16 protein-coding genes are annotated in these 17,742 nt (G+C 46.8%); 5 read left to right on the top strand and 11 right to left on the bottom strand.

Features of this window, described 5'->3' with window-relative positions:
• Positions 1 to 19 precede the first annotated feature (19 nt).
• The 10 genes from H6629_16260 to H6629_16215 all read right to left on the bottom strand — a co-directional run bounded on the left by H6629_16260 (position 20) and on the right by H6629_16215 (position 7,776).
• Positions 20 to 337 (bottom strand): non-heme iron oxygenase ferredoxin subunit, encoded by a 318-nt coding sequence (locus tag H6629_16260; protein MCB9069348.1) that lies wholly within the window; start codon positions 335 to 337, stop codon positions 20 to 22.
• Positions 338 to 450: 113 nt separating this feature from the next.
• Positions 451 to 969 (bottom strand): BrxA/BrxB family bacilliredoxin, encoded by a 519-nt coding sequence (locus H6629_16255; protein ID MCB9069347.1) that lies wholly within the window; start codon positions 967 to 969, stop codon positions 451 to 453.
• A gap of 95 nt (positions 970 to 1,064) precedes the next feature.
• A complete protein-coding gene (locus H6629_16250) occupies positions 1,065 to 1,382 on the bottom strand; it encodes a DUF59 domain-containing protein (GenBank protein ID MCB9069346.1) in 318 nt (105 codons plus the stop codon).
• Positions 1,383 to 1,410: 28 nt separating this feature from the next.
• Positions 1,411 to 1,860 carry an SUF system NifU family Fe-S cluster assembly protein gene (locus tag H6629_16245; protein ID MCB9069345.1) on the bottom strand — a complete coding sequence of 150 codons (450 nt, stop codon included), beginning with the start codon at positions 1,858 to 1,860 and terminating at the stop codon, positions 1,411 to 1,413.
• Positions 1,860 to 3,125 carry a cysteine desulfurase gene (locus H6629_16240; GenBank protein MCB9069344.1) on the bottom strand — a complete coding sequence of 422 codons (1,266 nt, stop codon included), beginning with the start codon at positions 3,123 to 3,125 and terminating at the stop codon, positions 1,860 to 1,862. Before H6629_16240 ends, H6629_16245 begins: the two co-directional genes overlap by 1 nt.
• Positions 3,126 to 3,152: 27 nt before the next feature.
• A complete protein-coding gene (gene sufD / locus H6629_16235) occupies positions 3,153 to 4,484 on the bottom strand; it encodes a Fe-S cluster assembly protein SufD (GenBank protein ID MCB9069343.1) in 1,332 nt (443 codons plus the stop codon).
• A 57-nt stretch (positions 4,485 to 4,541) separates the two neighbouring features.
• Positions 4,542 to 5,297 carry a Fe-S cluster assembly ATPase SufC gene (gene sufC, locus H6629_16230; GenBank protein ID MCB9069342.1) on the bottom strand — a complete coding sequence of 252 codons (756 nt, stop codon included), beginning with the start codon at positions 5,295 to 5,297 and terminating at the stop codon, positions 4,542 to 4,544.
• An 85-nt stretch (positions 5,298 to 5,382) separates the two neighbouring features.
• Positions 5,383 to 6,828 (bottom strand): Fe-S cluster assembly protein SufB, encoded by a 1,446-nt coding sequence (sufB, locus tag H6629_16225; GenBank protein ID MCB9069341.1) that lies wholly within the window; start codon positions 6,826 to 6,828, stop codon positions 5,383 to 5,385.
• A gap of 161 nt (positions 6,829 to 6,989) precedes the next feature.
• Positions 6,990 to 7,280 carry a ferredoxin family protein gene (locus tag H6629_16220; protein ID MCB9069340.1) on the bottom strand — a complete coding sequence of 97 codons (291 nt, stop codon included), beginning with the start codon at positions 7,278 to 7,280 and terminating at the stop codon, positions 6,990 to 6,992.
• A gap of 25 nt (positions 7,281 to 7,305) precedes the next feature.
• Positions 7,306 to 7,776 carry an Rrf2 family transcriptional regulator gene (locus H6629_16215; GenBank protein ID MCB9069339.1) on the bottom strand — a complete coding sequence of 157 codons (471 nt, stop codon included), beginning with the start codon at positions 7,774 to 7,776 and terminating at the stop codon, positions 7,306 to 7,308.
• Positions 7,777 to 7,933: 157 nt separating this feature from the next.
• On the opposite strand from H6629_16215, the gene H6629_16210 reads away from it, so the two are divergent.
• On the top strand, positions 7,934 to 8,848 hold the full coding sequence (locus tag H6629_16210; protein ID MCB9069338.1) for a DMT family transporter: 915 nt from the start codon (positions 7,934 to 7,936) through the stop codon (positions 8,846 to 8,848).
• Here H6629_16210 and H6629_16205 read toward each other — a convergent pair.
• Complete coding sequence (locus H6629_16205; protein MCB9069337.1) at positions 8,833 to 12,729, bottom strand: heparinase II/III family protein; 3,897 nt, start codon at positions 12,727 to 12,729, stop codon at positions 8,833 to 8,835. The two genes, H6629_16210 and H6629_16205, sit on opposite strands and share 16 nt — an antisense overlap.
• Before the next feature lie 203 nt (positions 12,730 to 12,932).
• Between H6629_16205 and H6629_16200 the strand changes: the two genes are divergently transcribed.
• The 4 genes from H6629_16200 to H6629_16185 all read left to right on the top strand — a co-directional run bounded on the left by H6629_16200 (position 12,933) and on the right by H6629_16185 (position 17,725).
• The gene (locus H6629_16200; GenBank protein MCB9069336.1) at positions 12,933 to 14,321 is read left to right on the top strand and encodes a DUF58 domain-containing protein; all 1,389 of its coding nucleotides are present in this window, start codon (positions 12,933 to 12,935) and stop codon (positions 14,319 to 14,321) included.
• Entirely contained in the window at positions 14,275 to 15,150 is an 876-nt protein-coding gene (locus tag H6629_16195; GenBank protein MCB9069335.1) for a hypothetical protein, read from the top strand. The genes H6629_16200 and H6629_16195 overlap by 47 nt, the downstream gene beginning before the upstream one ends.
• Positions 15,147 to 15,392, top strand: a complete 246-nt coding sequence (locus H6629_16190; GenBank protein MCB9069334.1) for a hypothetical protein — start codon at positions 15,147 to 15,149, stop codon at positions 15,390 to 15,392. Before H6629_16195 ends, H6629_16190 begins: the two co-directional genes overlap by 4 nt.
• Before the next feature lie 74 nt (positions 15,393 to 15,466).
• Entirely contained in the window at positions 15,467 to 17,725 is a 2,259-nt protein-coding gene (locus H6629_16185) for a hydroxymethylglutaryl-CoA reductase, degradative (protein ID MCB9069333.1), read from the top strand.
• Positions 17,726 to 17,742 lie beyond the last annotated feature (17 nt).

Raw genomic sequence — 17,742 nt, 5'->3', positions numbered from 1 at the left:
CCGGGTTTCCGTTGGGAAATTACCAATTGACTTCAATAAAAATATCGGCACCTTCAACTTTTACGGGATACGGTTCAACCGGCGTTACCGCAGGAAAGCTCAAATGTTCACCTGTCCGGATATCGAATCGTGCGCCGTGCAACGGGCATTCAATTTCGCAGCCATCCACAATTTTTCCTTCAGCCAGCGATGCTTCGGCGTGGGAGCAGGTATCTTCAATCGCGTAAAATCCATTTGCCAGTTTGAAAATGGCAATCAGCACGTCATCGTAATCAATCACAATGACATGTTTGTTATCGAAATCATTCACTTTTGCAACGTTAACCCATTTTGCCATTTGTATTTCTCAAGATTTTGACAGTGAATATAGAAAAAAAGAAATGCAGGTATCATAATTGCTACCTGCATTCCATATTAGAGGGGGTTTAAGGGGGTTTTTATCGGTGTTGTTTACCCGTTAAAACGGGGAATTTTGGAACCACATGCGCGGGCATGTTTTACCTGGGCATATTGTTCCGGCGTAATTGAGGGACCTTTTGCCGTGCAAAATTGGTCAAATGCCCCTTTCAAAACGCTGGCAATTTGGTCAAATGTGTAGCCTTCGATGTTGAAACGGTGCAACATAAAAATCGGCTGACCGTTTTTAAACATCGCCATTGCGGGCGATGACGGCGGAAACATATTCAAATATTGTTCGCGAACGTGGGCAACTGCGGCTTTTTCCTGTCCGGCAAAAACCGTCACCAATTTATCGGGAATTACAGAATGCTGCAATGCTTCGCAAACACCGGGACGGGCGCTACCGGCTGCGCAACCGCAAACGGAATTGATCATCATCAAAACGGTTTTATCGTCATTTTGCCCGATGGCGTTGTCAACATCCTCGGGTGTGTATAATTCTTCAAATCCGACTGCCAATAGCTCATCGCGCATCGGTTGAACGGCTTCCGGATCGTACGTCGGTTGCATCAAAAATGGAAATTGCGACATTGGTTCGTCCTCAACTAAATATATGTAAATAATTAATTTTATTATACTTTGCTAAAATACTTTGAAAATGGTGGTTACATGAAACCGAGTTCAAGCCGTGCTGCTTCGGTCATCATTTCCATATTCCACGGCGGATCCCAAACCAGTTCCACAACTGCCTCGCTCACTTCCGGGATCGATCGAATTTTACTTTCGACTTCACCGGGCAGTGTTCCGGCAACCGGACACATCGGTGAAGTGAGGGTCATTTTCACAAATGCTTTGTTTTCTTCATCAACAAAAATATCGTAAATGAGTCCCAGTTCATAAATATCAACAGGGATTTCAGGGTCGTAACATGTTTTCAGCACTTCAACAATTGAAGATTTTACATCAGTTTTACTCTCAACCATTTCTATCCTCTATCCGACAAATCTTTAATTATTCTGTAGTTACCGTTTTTTCTTCGCTGCTCAGTGCTGCGTTGAACGCATGCCAGGCCAATCCGGCACATTTTACACGCGATGGAAATTCCCGGACTCCGGCGAGCACAATCAGGCTGCCGAGCAGATCTTCTTCGGCATCAGCAGTCGATTTGCCGGTAATCATGCCAATAAAATGGGAAAAAATATCCTGAGCTTCCGCAATGGTTTTGCCTTTCAGTGCGACCGTCATCAACGATGCGGATGCTTTGGAAATAGCGCAACCGGCAGCTTCAAAATGCACATCGGTAATGGTGTCACCATCCACCTGAACGTAAATTTTTATTTTATCACCGCAGAGCGGATTAAATCCTTCCGCTTCATGATTGCAATCAATTTTGCCATAATTTTTCGGATTACGGTTATGATCGAGAATCACCTGTTGATACAGCTCGCGCAATTCGTCCATTAACAAAACACCTTAATCATTTCTTTCAAAGAATTTACCAACGCATCAAAATCGGCGCGGTTATTGTAAACGCCGATCGATGCCCGGGTGGTTGCCGGAACCTCGAAAAAATCCATCACCGGTTGTGTGCAATGATGTCCGGTGCGGACAGCAATGCCATCACGATCGGCCCAGGTGCCGATGTCGTGCGGGTGAACGCCCTCAACAACAAAAGAGATAACAGCAGATTTTTCCCGCGCAGTTCCTATGATACGCAATTCAGGAATTGATGTCAACTGCTCAGTCGCGTAATCCAGCAGCGTGTGTTCGTATTCGGCAATATTTGGTAACCCGATATTTTCAATATATTTGATCGCTTCGCCCAATCCGATAACACCGGCAATGTTTGGCGTGCCGGCTTCAAATTTATACGGCAATTCGTTAAACGTCGTTTTTTCAAAAGATACAGTTAAAATCATATCGCCACCGCCACGATACGGCGGCATTTTTTCCAACCACTTTTCTTTGCCGTAGAGTACGCCAACCCCGGTTGGACCATAAATTTTATGACCGGAAAATGCCAGAAAATCGCAATCGAGTTGCTGGACATCCAATGATTGGTGTTGCACAGCTTGCGCCGCATCAACCAATACCGGAACATCGTGCGCATGCGCGAGATCGATAATTTCATGCACCGGATTAACCGTGCCGAGCGAATTGGAAATGTAAACCACAGAAATCAGCCGGGTTCGATCGTTGATCATTTCCGGCAGCTTTTCCATCACCAAATCACCATTTTCATCGATTGGCAAAACGCGCAATTTTGCGCCAGTTCTATCGCACAATAATTGCCACGGAACAATATTTGAATGGTGTTCCATCCCGGTAATAATAATTTCATCACCGGATTTGATGAACGCCTGTCCAAAAGATGCAGCAACCAAATTGATGCTGTCGGTTGTTCCTGCGGTGAAAATGATTTCGCGTTCCGAATCCGCATTAATAAATTGCTGAACCGTTTCCCGGACAGCTTCATATTTTTCAGACGCGATTTCGCTGAGGCGATATACACCACGGTGAATATTGGCATTTTCCGAACGGTAGTAATTGGCGATCGTGTCGATCACCACATTCGGTTTTTGGGTGGATGCGGCGTTATCCAGAAAAACCAGCGGTTTTCCATGCATTTTTTCCTGAAGAATCGGAAAATCCGACCGGATTTTTGCTGCATCAAATGTTGCTTTTTGAGCTAATTTTTGCAAATCAGCCACCGTGGCATTTGCCATTAAACAAACCTCTATCTAAAATAAAAACTATAACTTACGAAAATGTTCGAGCAACTGTTCGTCCAGTTCTTCGCGAATTTCATCGATGGTTACGTAATCCAGCGCTTCCAGTACAAATGCGTATTGAAGCATCGAATAGGCAACATCACCCGGAATGCCGCGTGAACGCAGATAGAACAGCGATTCATCATCCAGCTGCCCGACCGTTGCGCCGTGACTGCATTTCACATCGTCGGCAAAAATTTCCAACTGCGGTTTGGAATTGATGACCGCATCATCCGTCAGCAACAGCGCTTTATTATTTTGATATGCGTTGGTTTTTTGGGCATCCTGGCGCACAAAAATTTTGCCGTTAAACACACCGCGGGATTTTCCGCCCAAAATGCCTTTGTAAACTTCGTTGCTGTAGCAATTCGGTTTGGCGTGATCGATAGCCGTGTGGTTATCGATGTGCTGACGACCGGTTGCCATGTATGCGCCAATCAAGTGACCTTCGCAATGTTCGTCATCGAGCTTCAAATTGAAATTATTGCGCACCAGTTTGCCACCCATATCCAGATTTACCAGCGTAAAATTGCTGTCACGAACCTGATGCGCTTGCAACGTTTTGATGTGAAACGCATTTAAAGCCTCATCCTGCACGCGAATGTAATCCAGTTTTGCGCCAACGTTCATCACAACTTCGGTTACGCCATTGTTGAAATACACATTTTCCGCATCGATTGCTGCGTATTTTTCAACGATTTTGGCTTGCGAATGCTTCCCGGCGATAACCAGATTTCGCGGATTCGCATAAAATTCTTTTTCACGCGCATCGGAAATATACAGCAGGTGGATCGGCTGTTCGATCACAGCATTGTCTGCGATGTGAATGAAAACACCATCATTGGCAAACGCGGTATTCAGCGCGGTAAACGGGTCTTCGGAGAAGTCCGCAATTTTCGCCAGATATTTGTTGACGAGGCTTGCATGCTTTTCAGTTGCACCCGAAAGGCTTTCAACAATAACACCGTCCGGCGCTTCATAATTTGAAAATTCCGGTGAATAATGACCGTTGATCAGCACCACCAGGTTTTTCGAAAGTGCTTTAAATGCATATTTTTCAATATCTTTGGCAGACAGTTTATTGGACGGTAAATCCAATTGAAACTTATGTTTCAAAATCGGGGAAACGGAAGTGTATTTCCATTCCTCATCCCGTCGCCCGGGAAAACCCAGTTTGTTGAACGCTTCCAAAGCCGATTTTCGCACCTGATGAAACGGCAGCTCGCTGCTCCCGTTCAGGCTTGTTTCAAACGCTTTGAAATTCGAAACATACCAGTTTTGCATATCACTGGCATCCGTTTTTATACTGCTCATAATTGTTGTTTACCTTCATTTTTTCGACGTTTATCAATCAAATTGCAAATACCGACATCAGACACCGACAGATTCGTTGTTCACCCAGTCGTAACCGTGTTCTTCAAGCCGCAGTGCCAGATCTTTTCCACCAGATTCTACGATTTTGCCATTTACGAGAACGTGGACAACATCGGGAACGATGTAATTCAACAATCGCTGATAGTGGGTAATTACCAAAAAGGAGCGTTTGCTATCGCGCATTTGATTGACGCCGTTGGCAACGATTTTCAGTGCGTCGATATCCAGCCCGGAATCGGTTTCGTCCATTATTGCCAATTTCGGCTCCAAAACTGCCATTTGGAAAATTTCGTTGCGTTTTTTCTCGCCACCGGAAAATCCTTCGTTAACCGATCGGTGGAGAAATTTTTCATCCATATCAACCGTTTTGAGTTTGGTGCGAATCAATTTGAGAAATTCCATCGCATCGAGTTTTTCTTCCCCACGGGCTTCGCGGATTTGATTGACAGCCGTTTTCAAAAAATTGACGTTGCTGACACCGGGAATTTCCACCGGATATTGAAACGCCAGGAAAAGTCCGTTGTGGGCACGATCTTCCGGTCCCATTTCCAACAAATCTTCGCCATCGAAAAGAACTTGACCATCTGTGATTTCATATTCTTCGCGTCCCGCCAGCACATTCGCAAGCGTGCTTTTGCCGGAACCGTTCGGTCCCATAATCGCATGCACTTCGCCGGGATTGATTTTCAGATCGAGGCCTTTCAAAATTTCGTTACCTTCGACTGACGCATGTAAGTTTTTAATCTCGAGCATTATTCTTCTTCCTCAATTCCATTTACATAATTATCTTATAATATTTTGTTTTCAAGTTCAATTAAAACAACCTTTTGCGCCACGTTTATCCGACGGAACCTTCGAGGCTGATCGCCAGTAATTTTTGGGCTTCAACCGCAAATTCCATCGGCAGTTCGCGGAAAACCTCTTTCGCAAAACCGTTTACGATCAATCCGATAGCGTTTTCTGTGTTGATGCCGCGCTGGTTGCAATAGAAAATCTGGTCTTCGCCGATTTTTGATGTGGTTGCCTCGTGCTCCACTTTGGCGGATTTATCACCAATTTCCAGATACGGGAACGTATGTGCGCCGCATCTGTCGCCGATCAGCAGCGAATCGCATTGCGAGAAGTTGCGGGCGTTGGTTGCACCCTTCACCACTTTCACCAATCCGCGATAAGAATTCTGGCTTTTCCCAGCGGAAATACCTTTGGAAATGATGGTACTTTTGGTGTTTTTGCCGACGTGGATCATTTTGGTTCCGGTATCGGCTTGCTGGTAATTGTTGGTCAACGCGACAGAATAAAATTCGCCGGTTGAGTTGTCACCTTTCAAAATCACGCTGGGATATTTCCAGGTGATAGCCGAACCGGTTTCCACCTGCGTCCAACTAATTTTGCTGTTTGCGCCGTCGCACAAACCGCGTTTCGTAACAAAATTATAGATGCCGCCTTTGCCCTGCTCATCGCCGGGATACCAGTTTTGAACAGTAGAATATTTGACGGTGGCATCTTTGTGCGCATAAATTTCCACCACTGCGGCGTGCAGTTGGTGTTCATCGCGCATCGGCGCGGTGCAGCCTTCCAGATAGCTGACCGTGCTGGCTTCTTCCGCGATAATCAGCGTGCGCTCAAACTGTCCCGTTTTTGCCGCGTTAATGCGGAAATAAGTGGACAATTCCATCGGGCAGCGAACGCCTTTCGGAATGTAGCAAAACGAGCCATCTGTAAAAACTGCGGAGTTTAACGCAGCAAAGAAGTTATCGGTATATGGCACAACGCTGCCGAGATATTGTTGCACCAATTCCTGGTGATCGATAATCGCTTCGGACATCGAGCAAAAAATAATACCGTGTTTGGAAAGCTCTTTTTTAAATGTTGTCGCTACAGATACGCTATCGATGACGGCATCAACCGCAACGCCGGTCAGCAATTTTTGCTCTTCCAGCGAGATACCAAGTTTGTTAAATGTATCGATCAGCTTCGGATCAACTTCGTCCAGACTTTCCGGATTTTTTGTCTGTTTTGGGGCTGCGTAATAATAGGCATCCTGATAATCAATCGGCGGAAACTTGACGTTCGGCCAACGCGGCTCTTTCATGGTCAGCCAATGTTGGTAAGCTTTCAATCGCCAATTCAGCATCCATTCCGGCTCGTTTTTTTTGAAGGATATCATGCGAACAATGTCCTCATTGAGACCCTGGGGAACCGTATCGTTTTCGATATCGGTAACGAAACCCCATTTGTATTCGCTCTTTATCCGACTTTCAATAATTTGTTGTTCGTTACTCATCCTAATCTATCCTTTTGATTGTAAATGATAATTTCCTTCCATTCAACACCCGGGGTTTTCCGCCGGAACCGAGCCGGATTCCGGCGGAAACACATAAACAGATAAATATCAATTGCTTACATCACATATTTTTTAATAGCAAAATACGAAGCGATCGTTTTCTACGGCTCCAGATCGAATCGTTTGTAGTTTTTGGCAATATAATCTGCCCACTTTTCAGGCACTTCATCTTCCGGGAAAATAGCTTCTACCGGACATTCCGGTTCGCATGCACCGCAATCAATGCATTCCTCGGGATGAATGTAAAGCATCTCGTTGATGGAGATCATCTTCGCTTTGTCTTCGTCACTCAAGGTCATTCCTTCTGCCGGATAGATGCAATCTACCGGGCAAACTTCAACACAAGCAGTGTCACATGTGCCAATACAAGGTTCGGTAATAATGTAAGTCATGGTCGTCTCCTTCGAGCGGATTTAGTTAAGTTAAGGGTATTTGTGATAGCGTTTTCGCAGCTTCGACAGGCTTTGTAAATGAAATCGTATTGTCTTGAAGATCCTTCAGTGTAATTTCGTGTAGCGCTTCTAACAACTTCACTTGCAACTTTTCCATTGGGTTACGAATATTGCAGTAATCTAATTGATCACATTGACAATCGCCAAGATTATTTAAACAATTCACTACGCGAATCGGACCATCAACAGCATGAATAACCTGAGTTAAACGAATGTTTTCCGGGTTGCTGGATAATTCATATCCACCGCGAACTCCCTGAACAGAACGCACATAACTGCAACGCGCCAAACTCTGCAATACCTTGCCTATCAGCTCTTGCGGAAAGTTAAAATGCTGGGCCAACTCCCTGCTGGTGATCAGATCGTTACTTTCCCGATTCGCCATGTATAACAGCGATATCAGCGCATATTCAACTTTTTTGCTAAATTTTAGCATTGCCAAAAACCTGATTATTGTGGTCTTAAATACCTTCAAAAACCGCTCTTTCAAAATACGACATTTTTAGTCGTATTTCATGGCAAATATAATTTCATGAGTACAAACTGTCAACATTAAATTAAATTTGGGCTGAAAAATAAAGGACGAATAACGAATGTTGCAAAAATATGCCATTTTAGCATTCCTGAGTTTTGTGTGGGGGACAACCTGGATTGCCATAAAATACAGCCTGATCGGCATCCCGCCGTTTTTGGGCGCTTCCGCCCGTTTTTTGGTGGCGCTCGCATGCCTGCTCGGATACGCGGCGTACAAACGACGCTCGCTGAAAATATCATCAAAAGATTTTTCGATGATATTTATTTCATCTATCCTATTGTATTTATTGGATTACGGGTTGATTTATTGGGGTGAACAATATATCAACGCCGGCGCGACGGCGATTTTTTTTGCCACATTTCCGCTGTTTACAGGCGTCGTTTCCAATTTCGTTTTCCGCAGCGAAGCGTTTCAATGGCAAAAATTTTTGGGATTGGTTATCGGATTTTTGGGCATCGCTATCGTTTTTTACGACCAGTTGCTGCAAACGCGCTTTGAAGGCATGGTTGTGTGGGCGTCAATCGCGGTAATTATCAGCGCACTTTCCGCAGCTGTTTCGCTGGTGATGGTAAAAAAATATCTCAGCCATATGGAAACAGTGACACTCACGCTCCACCAAATGATTTGGGGTGTGGTTATGCTCGGACTGATCGGTTTATTGGGCGGCGAATTGCCATTGATCAAATATCATCCGCAATCGATAATCGCGGTAATTTATATGGGAATTGTTGCTTCAGCGCTGGCGTTTGTGCTCTACTACTATTTATTGAAAGAAATGAGCGCAATTTCAGTATCTTCAATTATTTACATCACGCCGGTTGTGGCAATTTTAATCGGTTGGGTGATGCTCAACGAAAGCATTACGCCGCAAATTATCACCGGAATGTTGGTTACTTTTGTTGGCATTTTTGTTTCACAAATGAAGGAATACCAAAAATATTTGTCGCGAAAAACGGTTCAGAAATATAATTGAACCGCAGCTTCCAACCGGCTGCCGATGCCACGTTGATAGCTAAAATACACGCCCGGCTGAACACCGCTCCACAACGGCACCAACCGAATTTCGTTGCGAATTAGCTGGCTACCCATTTGCCAGATTTGCAGCCACAAATTGAACAGCGGATTGCCGTTGCGACTTGCCACATCGATTGACAAATTATAGCTAAACGCCGTTTTTTCGTTTGATAAATTAATCATTACCTGGCTGAAAAAACGATGCTGTCCGCGAAAACCGAACCCGCTGCCGATCGCATTCAGCGGCTGATCGTGTTCAAATGCGCTGGCAAAAACCGGATAAACCGACAAATGCTGATCCAGATTTACCTGCCAAGATTGTTGAATTTCCGTGCCAAATTTATTTTCCAACGGCAAAAAGCCGTATCGTAATTGGGTTTCCTTTTGCCAATTTGCCGGTGATTGATGCGACCAGCGAATCGCAGCGACACCATTTTTGTTGATTTTCAACGATTCGCTGCGAAAATTGAACCAAATTTGGTTGTTTTTATGCTGAAAACGGGTTGTCAACGATTCAGAAAATCGCTGATTTCGATTGGCTAACGCGAACCGAACGGAAGCCGTTTTTTGCCGAAAATGCACATCACCCAACCACTGCCGGATATGCCAAACCGATTGTTTTTCGATCTGGAAAAACTGTCCCATTTTGATTTTCGAATGCGGGTAAAACAGAAAATTTCCCACGTAATGCTGCTCTTTTTCCTGCCAATCGCCCGCCATCGCGACGGCATATCGCTGTCCGAAACCGTTCAAATCCAACGTTTGGCGTTTGCTGCCGGCGTCGTTTTGATGCGAAAATGTTGCCAGCCAATTTTGGTATTTGCCATCAACATATTGGTAGCGATCTTTTTGCGAGGTTCGCTGACCAAACCGGACAAACGATCGCTCGAATCCAATTTTGCCAAAAAACTGCTGATTTTCCTGCCCTACCAGCCCGGCATTCATGTATCCAAATTCATACCGATCGGACAATTCCAGGTTTAGGTAATTGCTGGAATGTCCGGCAAATTCTGCGGCTCGCCGATAAGTGAAGCGGTTGCCGGCGGCATCCGCAACATCTGCGTGAAAGTGATGAATTTCCAGATCGTCGAGGGAAAATCTGCCGTTTTCGACAATTTTCCAGCGGTAATTTCCCGCATCGTCGGCGAATTGATAACGGTGCGGAATTTTCACATAAAACGCAGATGGCGAATTGCGATTGTAACTTTGCTGCATAATTCCGTAGATCGCAAATGCAGTATAATCAATAGCATACGGATCGCCAAATTGCTCATCGCTGAACCGATGGATTGCCGTTGCAACACCGCTGCGAAACTCTTGCATCAATTGATTTTGGTGGGTGATTTGATAATAATCCGGCCAGTAGCGATACACCTCGCGGGAATTGGGCTGTCGCGCCAGCCAGCCCAACAAATCCGGCGATCGACGGAACGGTTCCGGCAATTCAACGGGGTGAAAATTCGCCCCGATTTCGAGAGGACCGCTGCCGTTCAACAACAGTTTTGTGGTGCCGCGATCGCTGTAAAACGGCACAACTTCCCGGCGCTGTAATTGGAATGCACCCTGAAAAATACCGCTGATTTCCATTTCAAAATTTACCGGCGGCGCATCCAAAAAGCCCTGCCAGCCAAAAGCGGTGCGGCTTAACATCAGCGTAACCGGAACTTCAAATCTCAGTTCAAATTCATCCGACGAAAAAAAAGTGCCGGTGTTGATCATCACCCCGGAAATCTGCCCGTCCGCCGTCATTTGCACCCAAACGGCGCGGGCATCGGTTTGCCAATTTGGGGCTGCCATTAATTCCCCATTGCCAACAGCAACTTCGGTGCTGATTTCATCTGCTGCAGTGGCGATGCGGTATCCGCGAACGCCGTTTTTTATCGCCAGCGGCGATAGTTGAACCTCGCTCGCTTGCCCGGATTCCGGCAGCATCACCGTTAAAAAAAGTCCGTTGCGGACATCGCGTTGTCCGATTTGCAAATTATTAACCGGAACGCCTTTGCTTTTTGGGGTGAACAACCCAAAATCCTGTACGATTTGCGGCGATTCGATTTCGGATGTCAGCGTCAACAGTTTCATTCGTGCCGTTGGCTGGACAATTTCCAGCAGATTCGGGTGAAGCTGCCGCAGCTTTCCGGGATGATTGAAATTAAGCCGGATATCGTGCGGCTGCTGCGCATCAAATTCATCGATCACCAGCAACATATCGTTGCCGGGAAAAAAGGCGCTGCGCATCAACTGAACATCGCCGATGCTGTGCGAAAACTTCGCTCCCGCAACCGTTTCTGTCTGGAAAGCGTGTTCGATTTTACTGGCAATCGGATCGCCAAAAATCGGGTTTTCATACGTTCCCATTCCGTCCACCAAAATGCCGTTACTGGATCTGCCGGACAAAAACCACGGTCGATTGGGATCGGATGTGGCGTTGCCGTAACCCGCATCAACGATGAAATCTTCGCCGAATGCGCTGATTTCAACGCTCATCGGATCAATGTGCTCATGCCGGCTGGCAAACCACTGTTCGTGCTCGGATAAAAACGCCGCAAAAAATTGGGGCTGAACCGCGCGATCCCGGAAGATCACCTCACCGGATTCAACAAAAAAACGACTCGGCGAACCATATTCCGGCAAAATTTGGTCACTTCCGTCATAAATCGCTAACGCTTCAACAACGTTTCTTTCGGCGGAAACCAGCGGTGGCTCCGCCAAAAAGTGCGCACGCCACTGTCCCGCCAACCGGCTTTGCGGGATGATCAGCGGTAAATAAAAAAATCGCGTTTGATAGGCATCGTCGAACGCCGAATATTGACCGCTGCCTTTGTTGTTTGCCAACAACCAATTGACCAATCGCTCCAAATACGGGTGCCGGAACAGATCGATTCCGGTGACATTTTCGAAATACACAGAAAACGCGGCGAGATGGCTGCAAATAAAATTGCCGTAATAAACGCCTTCGGCATAACCGCCATCCGGCGCAATAATTCCCAGCGATCGCGACAAAAATTTGAGTCCGGTTTGCCACATCGACTGGCGATCGTTTCGAATAAAATTTTCCGGGTGATCCACCACAATCGCGATAGTGAGAAGGGCAATTGCCATCACTGTTGTGTGATTGTTGTTACCGGCGAGCAACACGGCATCCATCAATTGACGGCTGATTTGCGCAAGTTTTTCAAATGCATCATTACGTATTTCATCAGATAAATCATTACAAACCAGATCGAGCGCAACCGCAACCGGAATCGCAGACTGCGCGCTTTCCAGATAATCGCCCCATCCGACGGAATTTTTGCCCCCTTCAAAATTGACGATTTCCGGTGGTTCCGGCAGCGCAGCCAACAGCCTTTCCAACGCGGAGAGATAACGTTTTTCACCAGTAATCCGGTATAAAAATGCCAACGATTTCATGTCTTCCGCCTGCCGGAGCAAAAACGGCTCCGGTCGGAAAAAATCCTGCAAATACGGTTCAGTCTGCATTTTCAACAACCAAAACCAGTTAGAAAACGGTGAACGTATCAGATTTTGCTGTGCCCGAAACAATTGGGTTTCGCTGATCAAACGGGGATGCGCGACATTTTCCGGCAGATAAATTTGGGGTAATTCCAACGCGGTAAGCGGCAATTGCTCCAGCAAATTTTCCCTGCGGTAGCCTGCCGCAACTATGCCTTTTAACACCGATTCGGGGATTTTTTTGATATTTTTAGTGATTTGTGGTAGAACCGCGCTGCTATCCGGCGACGCGAATAAAACCGGCTGCACCAAAATCAGTGCAACAAAAAAATGCCATCGCAGAAATTTGGGGATTGGTATTCTGAAAGCTACATTAATCGTTTCGATCATACGGTTGCTTTTTGTGTCTGGCGATTGAAATAAAACCAAAAAACCGTGCATCGGCGATGGAGATACATTTACGAATAACTTGCAATAATCACATATTAATGATAGATTTTCGTAAAATTTTGGGCATAATTATGGAAACCGCATGAAATTAACGACGTTTACTTTCGTAAAAAAATCAATTATTAAATGAGACCGACAAACGATTGAAAACAACATTAGCATATATTTCAAATTTTTTTATTCTCCGGCGAAATGCAGTTCTGCTGCTGGTTATTGCCGGGTTTTCATATTATTGGTATCACGAATTTTCCAGCTTGCCGGGTGATCAGGCGCGGGTGCAAATTGTGTTGAGCATTTTGGCGCTGTTTGCCTGTACATCGGTTTTGGCTTTCGGGTTGATCACCACTATCCTCCCCTATTTATCGCTCATTTTCAAAAAACGTATTTTGGAAACGGACGACGATGAAAAACAGGATATTATCAAACTTGGGTTCCGGCAAACCAGCCCGACGCCGGGATTGGTCGATACCGAAGCGCGTATTTACGGCATCCGTCGCCCGTTTCTCGGATTTCTGAAAGTGACTGTTTTTTTTGAAGATAACGTCGCCAGCGACGAGATTTTGGTCAACGAGGTGCTCCGCGAGAACGGCAAAAGAATGGGTATTTTGGGTCGCAAACAGATGCTGTTACCGCATGTTCGCGATTACCGGTTTCGCAGCGCGATCATTCATTTCGAAGATTTTTTCCATTTGTTTGCCCTTCCCTATCGCGAATCCGAACATCTTGGCGTGTTCACAGAGCCGCCAAAAACACTCAACAACGGCGTGCTGATCAACACCAAAAGTTCCGAAGATCCGGTCAAAAAAGTGATTCAGCACCGCACCGCCAAAGGCGAATTGCTCGATTACAAAAAGTATGCACCGGGCGATGATATTCGCCGGATCATCTGGAAAAATTACGCCCGCAGCCGGGAACTCACCGTGCGGATTCACGATCGAACATTCCCGTATGTTTCGCATATCAACGTTTTAGCGAGTTTTTACGATGCATCGCCAACCGGCGGGCAACCGCTGCCGCTGAAGGATTTGTTGCTGGATATTTACAAAGAAAAAATCCGGCAGGTGATCGACGCAATTATTGAGCAGGGTTTCAGCGTGCGTTTTTTTGTCGATCAATCTATCGAACAGCATTATCAACTGGACGAGTATCAGCAAATGCTGTATTCGGTGAGCGCGGCAAAATGGCAATCCGGATTGTCGATTGAGCAATTTATGAAAGATCGCTATTACGAATTGCACAAAGGCTCGACGGTGCTGCTGTTTTCCTCATTTTGCCCGATTCAATCGCTGGAGCAATTGCAAAACGGGCGACCGCTGGATGTGAATCTGGCGTTTTACAACGCCACAAAAACGCTCGATCTCAGCAAACCGCCATCCATTTTGAAACGCATCCTGTTTACCGACGCGTTTGAGCCGCTGGAATTTGCCAAACGCGAAAAAACAGCGCCAAAAACAGTGAAATTTATCAAACAAAACGACGCTGCAATTGAATCGTTGCTCGATCGTTACCGCCAATCCGTCATCGAAATTTGAAATTGAAATGAACACCCGTAAAATAACATCCAGCGCACCGGGAAAACTGATTTTATTGGGCGAATACGCCGTTTTGGAGGGCGCACCTGCGGTTGTTGCGGCAATTAATCGCAACGCGAATGTGCACATTTCCGCAAATAAAAAGGGCAAATATTCGGTCGAATCGCCGGGATTGGGCATTTCGCCACAGCCGTTTGAATTGCTGGAAGGCGGCAAAATGACCTTCCCGGAAACAGACGACGCAACCCGTCGCCTGCTCATTTTTTTCTCCGCTGCCATCGAATCCGCGTTGCAGGAATCGCCGATTGAGTTGCCGCCGTCCTCATTTTTGTTGGAAACCGATCAATTTTATTTCGAAAATACCGGACAAAAACTGGGGCTTGGCTCCAGCGCTGCGTTGAGCATCGCGCTATTAAACGGCATTTTTGAATTCGCCGATCATCCGTTTGAAGATAAATACAGATTGTTTCAGCAGGCGGTTCGGGCGCATTACCGGGCGCAGGGCAAAATGGGCAGCGGTGTGGATATTGCGGCATCCGCAATTGGCGGTGTGTTGCAATATCAAATTGCGCCGGGCGATCCGCTCAACGCGATGATCGAGCCGCTCGATCTGCCGGAGAACCTGTTTATGCTGGTGGTTTGGTCGGGTAATCCGGCTTCCACGCGCGAATTGGTAAGCCGCGTAAACGCATTCCGGCAACGCGATGCAGCCGGTTTTTCCAACATTCTTACGGCAATGAGTGATATTTCATTTGAAGGCGCGCACGCCATCGCCAATGCTGAAATCGATAAATTCCTCGACTGCGTTGATGAGTATTTTCAGCGATGACCGAACTTGGCGAACGCAGCATCGCACCGATTGTGACTGCGGAACATGCCGCAATCCGGGAAATCGCAAAAACAGCCGGTGCGGTTTACAAGCCATCCGGCGCCGGCGGCGGCGATTTGGGTATCGCGTTCGCTACTTCCCCGGACATTATCGAAGCCGCAGCCGAGGCACTTGCGAAAGCCGGATATTCGCCAATTGATGCCGCCATTGCCCATCGCGGTGTCCATATTTCATCGGATTAAAATTTTTATTTTTGTTGCAGGATAGCATTTTTATTGTTTATTCGTATGGTTTAACGAAACCTTGAGGCAGCATTATGGATCGCTCCCGCATTCCGGGTTTTTACAAATTGTCCGTTCAGGAACGGCTGGAAGTTCTGAAAGAACGCGAAATCATCACAGCCGACACCTTCAAATTATTATCCAGCGGGGCAAATGTGCTGGATCATGAAGCCGCTGATAAAATGATCGAGAATGTCATCGGCGTGTTCAGTTTGCCCATCGGGTTGGGGCTCAATTTTTTGATCAACGGGAAAGATTACATCGTGCCGATGGTCGTTGAGGAACCATCCATCGTTGCGGCGGTCAGTTCTGCTGCAAAAATTGTCCGGCAGAGTGGCGGATTTTCGGCAAAAAGTACCGAGCCCATTCTCATCGGGCAGGTGCAGGTGATGGATATTGAACACCCATCCCACGCCCAAAAAGCGATATTGCAGAACAAAGATGAAATATTAAACCTCGCCAACAGCTTTCACCCGAACATGGTTGCCCGTGGCGGCGGTGCAAAAGATGTGGAAGTGTTTATCCACCCAAATTCATCGTATCGCGGGGACATGCTGGTGGTTCACCTGCTGGTTGATACGCGCGATGCGATGGGCGCCAACCTCGTCAACACAATGTGCGAAGGCATTGCCGGATTGGTCGAAAAAATCACCGGCGGGAAAGTGTTTTTGCGCATCCTGTCCAATCTCGCCGACCGTTCGCTGGTCACTGCGGAGTGTGTGATTCCCACAAAATTTCTCGAAACCAAAAAAGGATTCAACGGCGAACAGGTTCGCGACGGGATTATTTTGGCGAATGAATTTGCGCTCGTTGATCCGTATCGCGCAACCACGCACAACAAAGGTATTCTGAACGGCATCGATCCGGTTGCGATTGCCACCGGCAACGATTGGCGAGCCATCGAATCGTCCGTTCATGCCTATGCGGCGCGCGGCAACCATTACTCGTCGCTTACCAAATGGTCCAAAAATGATGACGGCGATCTCGTCGGACGTATCAAATTACCGCTGAAAGTGGGAATTGTGGGCGGTCCGGTACAATCGAATCCTTCGGTTGCGCCGTTGCTGCGCATTTTGAATGTCGAAAGTGCTCGCGAATTGATGGAAGTGATGGGCGCGGTCGGATTAGCACAAAATTTTTCGGCGATCAAAGCCCTTTCAACGGAAGGCATTCAGCAGGGACACATGACGTTGCACGCCCGCACCGTTGCAATGGCAGCAGATGCGCCGCCCGATTTGTTTGACGAAGTTGTTGACCGGCTCATCGAAACCGGTGAAATAAAAGTGTGGAAAGCCGAGGAAATTGTGAAAGAATTGCGCGACAGAACCTCTGTTCCGGTTTCCCGGCAAAAAGAAACAGAAATCCGGGTGGATTTGCCCGCCGGTTACGGCAAGGTTATTTTGTTCGGCGAGCATGCGGCGGTTTACGGAAGCCACGTTATTGCAGCACCTATTCCAATTGCTATTCAATCCAAAGTGATCGACGCAAAGGAAGGCGTGCACCTGATTATTCCGCGATGGGGTGTGGAGGAACGGCTTACGAAAGACCGTAAACGCGAGCATTCCATTTACCAATCGCTGGATGTGATTTTAAAGGCGCTCGATCTGAATGACCGAAGCATGCGCATTGAAATTTTCCCGCACATTCCGCGGGCGATGGGTTTGGGTGGGTCCGCTGCATTAGCCGTTGCGATTGTCCGGGCGCTTTCGGAGCACTACAAACTTGATCTCACCGATGAAAAAGTGAACGAACTTGCGTTCAAATCCGAACAGATTGTTCATGGCACACCTTCCGGCATCGATAACACGATGGCAACGTATGGCAAATTTATTCTTTTCCGGCGCGGCACACCACCGCTCATCAAACCGCTGGCTGTCGAAAACCCGATTTCACTGGTAATCGGCATCACGGGTGTGGAAAGTTTGACAGCAAAAATGGTGGCGAACGTCCGGCATTCCTGGGAAAAAAATAAAATGATGTACGAACGTATCTTCACGGAAATCAACGCTTTAGCGTTACGCGCGATGAAGGCGATCGTCCGAAATGAACTGGATACCCTCGGCGAACTGATGAACATTAATCAGGGATTGCTGAACGCCATTCAGGTATCCAGCTGGGAATTGGAAGAGTTAATCGAAATTGCCCGGAAAAGCGGTGCGCTCGGTGCAAAATTGACCGGCGGCGGCGGTGGCGGCGCAATGATCGCTCTGCCGGAAAATCCGGAATCGGCAGAAAAAATAGCTGCAAGCATGCGCAAAGCCGGGTATCGGGCAATGGTTACCCAAATAGTTTGAAAACGCTAAATTAATCA

The organism is Calditrichia bacterium, assembly GCA_020634975.1.
GTDB lineage: Bacteria > Calditrichota > Calditrichia > RBG-13-44-9 > J075 > JACKAQ01.
This window is presented reverse-complemented; position numbering and strand designations above follow the sequence as displayed.